6 protein-coding genes are annotated in these 5,465 nt (G+C 45.7%); 1 reads left to right on the top strand and 5 read right to left on the bottom strand.

The window, feature by feature from the left end; all coding sequences use genetic code 11:
- Window positions 1–46: 46 nt before the first annotated feature.
- Complete coding sequence (gene ytlI, locus RAC86_RS34620) at window positions 47–973, top strand: LysR family transcriptional regulator YtlI (RefSeq protein WP_377886627.1); 927 nt, start codon at window positions 47–49, stop codon at window positions 971–973.
- A gap of 50 nt (window positions 974–1,023) precedes the next feature.
- Here ytlI and RAC86_RS34625 read toward each other — a convergent pair whose 3' ends face one another.
- From RAC86_RS34625 to RAC86_RS34645, 5 genes are all read right to left on the bottom strand, one after another.
- Window positions 1,024–1,707, bottom strand: coding sequence for a metal-dependent hydrolase (locus tag RAC86_RS34625; RefSeq protein ID WP_038429463.1), 684 nt, complete (start codon window positions 1,705–1,707; stop codon window positions 1,024–1,026).
- Window positions 1,708–1,769: 62 nt separating this feature from the next.
- Window positions 1,770–2,537 carry an SDR family oxidoreductase gene (locus tag RAC86_RS34630; RefSeq protein WP_004398521.1) on the bottom strand — a complete coding sequence of 256 codons (768 nt, stop codon included), beginning with the start codon at window positions 2,535–2,537 and terminating at the stop codon, window positions 1,770–1,772.
- Window positions 2,538–2,663: 126 nt separating this feature from the next.
- Complete coding sequence (locus RAC86_RS34635; RefSeq protein ID WP_377886628.1) at window positions 2,664–2,795, bottom strand: hypothetical protein; 132 nt, start codon at window positions 2,793–2,795, stop codon at window positions 2,664–2,666.
- A 64-nt stretch (window positions 2,796–2,859) separates the two neighbouring features.
- A complete protein-coding gene (gene argH / locus RAC86_RS34640; RefSeq protein ID WP_088467328.1) occupies window positions 2,860–4,245 on the bottom strand; it encodes an argininosuccinate lyase in 1,386 nt (461 codons plus the stop codon).
- Window positions 4,242–5,453 carry an argininosuccinate synthase gene (locus RAC86_RS34645; RefSeq protein WP_003229357.1) on the bottom strand — a complete coding sequence of 404 codons (1,212 nt, stop codon included), beginning with the start codon at window positions 5,451–5,453 and terminating at the stop codon, window positions 4,242–4,244. The genes argH and RAC86_RS34645 overlap by 4 nt, the downstream gene beginning before the upstream one ends.
- Window positions 5,454–5,465: the final 12 nt, after the last annotated feature.

Genomic DNA, 5,465 nt, shown 5'->3' on the forward strand with positions numbered 1-5,465 from the left:
ACCTTCACTTCAGTAATTTTAATGATGAAAAACAGGAGGGAGCACATTGGAGTTACGCTCAATCAAAACGTTTCATACGATCGTAAAATTTGGAAGCTTCTATAAAGCTGCAGAAATACTCAACTACTCGCAGCCGACGATATCGATGCGTATGAAGCAATTGGAGCAGGATTTAGGCGTACTGCTGTTTGAAAGAGGAAAAAGCCTGCAGTTGACAAAAGCAGGGAAACTTTTTTATGAACGAACAGGAGATCTTTTGATGCAATACGAGGCGCTTAAACACAACCTCTCCGACTTAAAGGAAGAAGAGGCAGGCATTATCAACATAGGGGTTTCAGAGCCAACCGCCAGTCTGATATTCCCCGAGATTTTAAAGGATTTCTTAAAGGATTACCCAAAGATAACAGTTAATATCAAGGTTGATGACGCCAATACCTGCAGTCAAAAGCTCTTAGACGGGACGATTGATTTTGCAGTCTGCGGCGAGCCGGAGCTGATTCTTGAAAATTACTACCATCCATTTTTTTATGACACATTAAATGTGATTGTATCTGATCAACATCCGCTCGCTGAGAAGAAGGCTGTCCATTTGTCTGATTTAGCAGAAGAGCGCTTCATATTTACGCCCGCCAATTGCCCCATTCGCTTACAAATTGAACAGCACTTACATAGAGAACTCGGGAATCGCTACAAAAAAATGGAGCTCACAAGCAGCATGTCACATAAATATTACGTACGTGAAAACATCGGAATTTCAATCTTTACCAGCACCGCACATTCTAAACCGTTCAACGGCACTAAAGTTATTCCAATTCTGAACCTGGATATCACCCCGCCCATAGGGCTGTTGACAAATCAAAAAGAAGTTCATTTTGACCGCGCCACGAAGGACTTGATCGCCCGGATAACCAAACGTTTTCAGCAGCGCAGCAAAGAATTGGAAGGAACCTCTGATAGGACCATTACAGGATAACTGAAAAAATAAAAACCACCTCCTGATTCATCAGGAGATGGTTTCACGGTTTAAAGCTCGATCGTCTCACCGACCGACATGACTTTGCCGACTCCGCCCGGCAGGCTGTCAGCGAATGCTTCTGGGTCTTGTTCGATGACCGGGAATGTATTGTAATGCACCGGCACGACCTGTTTTGCGCGCAGCCATTCAGCGGCAAGCTTGGCGTCTTCAGGCCCCATCGTAAAGTTATCGCCAATCGGCAGGAAAGCAAGGTCGATATGATTCAATTCGCCAATGAGTTTCATATCAGAGAAAAGAGCCGTATCGCCCGCGTGGAAAATCGTTTTATCTTCTACAGTCAGCAAAATACCGGCAGGCATGCCTGTGTAAGTGATCGTTTTGTTTTCTTCATCTGTGACTGCTGATCCATGAAAGGCCTGTGTGAGCTTCACTTTTCCAAAATCGAACTGGCGGGAGCCGCCGATGTGCATTGGATGAACATTCAAGCCTTTCCAGCCTAAGTACACAGCGAGCTCGTTCGGTGCTATAACCAGCGCGTTATTTTGCTTGGCGATTTGTTCAGTATCACCGACATGGTCATTGTGGCCGTGCGTTAGTAAGATGACATCCGCTTTTACATCCTCCGGCTTTATATCCGTTAATGAATTCCCTGTTAAAAACGGATCAAAAATAATATGATGGTCCTTCGTTTCCACTGTGATTACAGAATGTCCGTGATATGTCACTTTCATTTCTTTCACCTCGTCACATGATTTTGATTTTTTTATTTTCCCTTTTTAAAAAGCTGAAAAACTTATGTTGTTTGATTCTTGTTAATGACATTGAGGCCTCCGGTGGCTTCAATGACAGTCCCTGTCACAAGGTCTGAGTTCTCCTCACACAAGAAAGCGATAATCCGGGCGATATCCTCGCCTGTACCGGATCTTCCTATCGGCGTTTTTTCTTTGCCGATTCGCATTCTGGCTTCCTCTATCGATGCTTCTTTCATGTCGCCGACAATGTCTCCCGGGCAAACCATGTTGGCGGTTATGCCGAATTCGGCTTCTTCAATGGCAATTGTCTTCGTCAAAGAAGCCAAGCCCACTTTCGCAGCGCCAAATGCCGATCGGTGAAGCCAGCCGGGCGCGTGAGCCGCACCTTGGAATCCGTACGTAATAATGCGTCCAAATTGCTGTTTTCTCATAATAGGAATAACCGCTTTGAATAAATGAAAGACGGCGCTTAAATTTCCTTCCAGCATGCCATACCATTCATCATCAGTATAATCGGCTAACTTTTTACGTTCAAATATGTATGGTCCAGCGTTGTTAATCAAAAAGTCGATCCTTCCGAAGCGGTTTAAGGCAGCCTCTGCAATACGCAGCAGATCTTCTTTTTTGGTGACATCACCTTTTACAAATTGCAGCCGGTCAAGACAATCGGGACAGGCTTCCTTCAGGCGGCTGACTGCCTCCTCATCCTGTCTGTAATTGACTGTTACTGAATACCCCTTTGCAAGCAACGTTTCAGTCACTTTGCGGCCTAAACCCTTCGAACCGGCAGTAATTAAAGCATGTCGCACATGAATACCTCCCAAAGCAACGTCGCCGCTTTCAATAAAGTGTTTCTTCTTCTACTTTACTATAAAAGGCTTGCAATATCACTTTTTACACTTTGGCATACAAAAAAAGCTGCCTGTACAGACAGCTTATTCTACAGGAGATGAAGACTCCTGATCAGGCATATCGACATAACCGCTTTGATACGCTTCTGAAATGAGCCTTGTTGTCTCCTGGCTTTCTTGTTCATCATAAATATAGCGTTCCGGTTCTTTTTTCATCATTCTGCCTCCCATCATTATAGAGGTAGGTTGGCTATAATGACGGGATTTTATGAAGGAAATTTTAACAAACTCCTGCTGCCACGCAAGCTTTCGCTTTTTCAAGCGCCTGCTTTACCTGTTTGAATCCGGTGCCGCCGGCGCTCATTCTTTTTTCAACTGCGTAGTAAGGGTCTAACACAGTGTAAATATCTTCTTCAAATAGTGTGCTCGCCTGCTGAAACTCGCCAAACGGCATATCGCTTAAATAGATCCCTCTTTCGATGCATGTGTACACAAGTTTCCCGACCACTTCATGCGCTTCTCTGAACGGCATTCCTTTTTTAGCTAAATAATCGGCCAGTTCCGTCGCATTTGAAAAGTCTTGTTTTGTTGCTTGCTTCATGACGTCTTTGTTTACAGTCATTGTTTGGATCATGCCTGTGAAGATTTGCAGGCTGCCCTCCACCGTTTTCACCGTGTCAAACATGCCCTCTTTGTCTTCCTGCAGATCTTTGTTGTAAGCGAGCGGAAGTCCTTTCATGATCGTAAACAGCCCCATCATATCGCCGTATACGCGTCCTGTTTTGCCGCGGATCAGCTCCGCCATATCAGGATTTTTCTTTTGCGGCATCATGCTGCTTCCTGTTGCGTACGTATCGTCAAGCTCGATGAATTTAAACTCCTGCGAGCACCATAAAATGATTTCTTCAGAGAAACGGGATAGGTGCATCATCAGCATACTGCTGTTGCTTAAAAACTCCAAAATGAAGTCTCTGTCGCTGACGCCGTCCAAGCTGTTTTCATAAATGGCATCAAAGCCGAGCAGTTCCGCTGAATAATCACGGTCAATTGGGAAGGTTGTTCCCGCGAGCGCCCCGCAGCCGAGCGGAGATTTGTTAATCCGCTTCATCGAATCCTGAAAACGCTCCTTGTCGCGCTCAAGCATCCAGAAATACGCAAGCAGATGGTGAGCGAATGAAATCGGCTGGGCGCGCTGCAGATGTGTGTAGCCCGGCAGAATCGTTTCAACGTTCGCATCCGCCTTTTCAATCAGCGCACTTTGGAATGCCTCAATCAGATCGATGATGTGGCCGACATGATTCTTCAAATATAAATGCATGTCAGTCGCCACCTGGTCATTCCGGCTTCTGCCGGTATGCAGCTTGCCGCCAAGAGGACCGATTTCGTCAATGAGCATTTTCTCAATGTTCAAATGAATATCCTCATAATCGACTGAGAATTCCAATGCTCCCTCCTCTGCTTTTTGCAAAAGGGTATTCAGGCCCTCTCGGATTTTCAGCTCTTCTTCAGCTGTCAGAATACCGCATTTTTTCAGCATGGCAGCATGTGCGAGAGACCCTGTAATGTCTTCAGCAACTAAATTTTGGTCAAATGATATGGACGCGCCGAACTCGTCGACCCATTTTTCCGGTGTTTTTTGAAATCGGCCTCCCCAAAGCTTCTTCATGCTTTAATCTGCTCCTTCTTTTTCACGATGCTGTTCACTTTTGTCGGAAGTCCCCAAAGCTCGATAAATCCGATTGCTGCATGGTGATCAAATGCATCGTCTTTTGTATATGTTGCAAGTTTTTCATCATATAGAGAGTATTCTGATTTACGTCCTTCTACAATTGCATGGCCTTTAAACAGCTTCACGCGGACAATGCCTGTGACATGCTTTTGCGTTTCTTTTAAGAAAGCGTGCAGCGCATCTTTTAACGGCGAGAACCATAAGCCGTTGTAAATGATCTCTGACATTTTTTGCTCGATGATCGGTTTAAAGTGGGCTACCTCTTTCACCAGTGTCAAATCTTCTAATTCTTTATGCGCTTTGATCAGTGTCATCGCACCAGGGCATTCGTATACTTCCCGGGATTTAATGCCGACGAGGCGGTTTTCCACGTGGTCGATACGTCCGACACCGTGCGCGCCCGCCATTTCATTCAGCTTCAAGATCAGCTCAGAAAGCGAGTAGGAAACACCGTCAATGGAGACAGGCACGCCTTGTTCAAATGCAATTTCAATCACTTCCGGCGTGTCCGGCGTTTTTTCCAGCGGAGCTGTTAAATCGTATGCACCTTCTGGCGGCGCTGCCCATGGATCTTCTAAAATGCCGCACTCATTGGCGCGTCCCCAGAGGTTTTGGTCGATAGAATACGGGCTGTCAAGATTGATCGGAATCGGAATGCCGCGGCTAGCCGCATATTCAATTTCTTCTTCACGTGACCACTGCCATTCGCGAACCGGCGCGATGACTTCTAGGTCAGGGTTTAATGATTTAATGGAAACTTCGAAACGAACCTGGTCATTTCCTTTCCCAGTGCATCCATGGGCAATCGCCTGTGCATCTTCTTTTTCCGCTATTTCAACCAGCTTTTTCGCGATCAGCGGCCGAGATAATGCCGAAACGAGCGGGTATTTTCCTTCATACATCGTGTGGGCCTGCAAAGAAATAAGCGCGTAATCCTGTGCAAATTCTTCTTTTGCATCGATCACGTAGGAGTTTGTCGCGCCGACTTCAAGCGCTTTCTGCTGAACAAATGCCAAATCTTTGCCCTCACCGACATCCAGGCAGCAGGCGATGACATTATATCCTTGCTCCTGAAGCCATTTTATTGCGACGGAAGTATCAAGACCCCCTGAGTATGCTAATACGACTTTTTTCTGTTCTGACATGATAAAAATCCC

It is taken from the genome of Bacillus sp. LR_5 (assembly GCF_042709275.1).

What these genes read in the sequence shown, in the direction of transcription:
- RAC86_RS34645 (WP_003229357.1), bottom strand. Translation starts at nt 5,453, where the DNA reads ATGTCAGAACAGAAAAAAGTCGTATTAGCATACTCAGGGGGTCTTGAT.
- RAC86_RS34635 (WP_377886628.1), bottom strand. Translation starts at nt 2,795, where the DNA reads ATGAAAAAAGAACCGGAACGCTATATTTATGATGAACAAGAAAGCCAG.
- RAC86_RS34625 (WP_038429463.1), bottom strand. Translation starts at nt 1,707, where the DNA reads ATGAAAGTGACATATCACGGACATTCTGTAATCACAGTGGAAACGAAG.
- argH (WP_088467328.1), bottom strand. Translation starts at nt 4,245, where the DNA reads ATGAAGAAGCTTTGGGGAGGCCGATTTCAAAAAACACCGGAAAAATGG.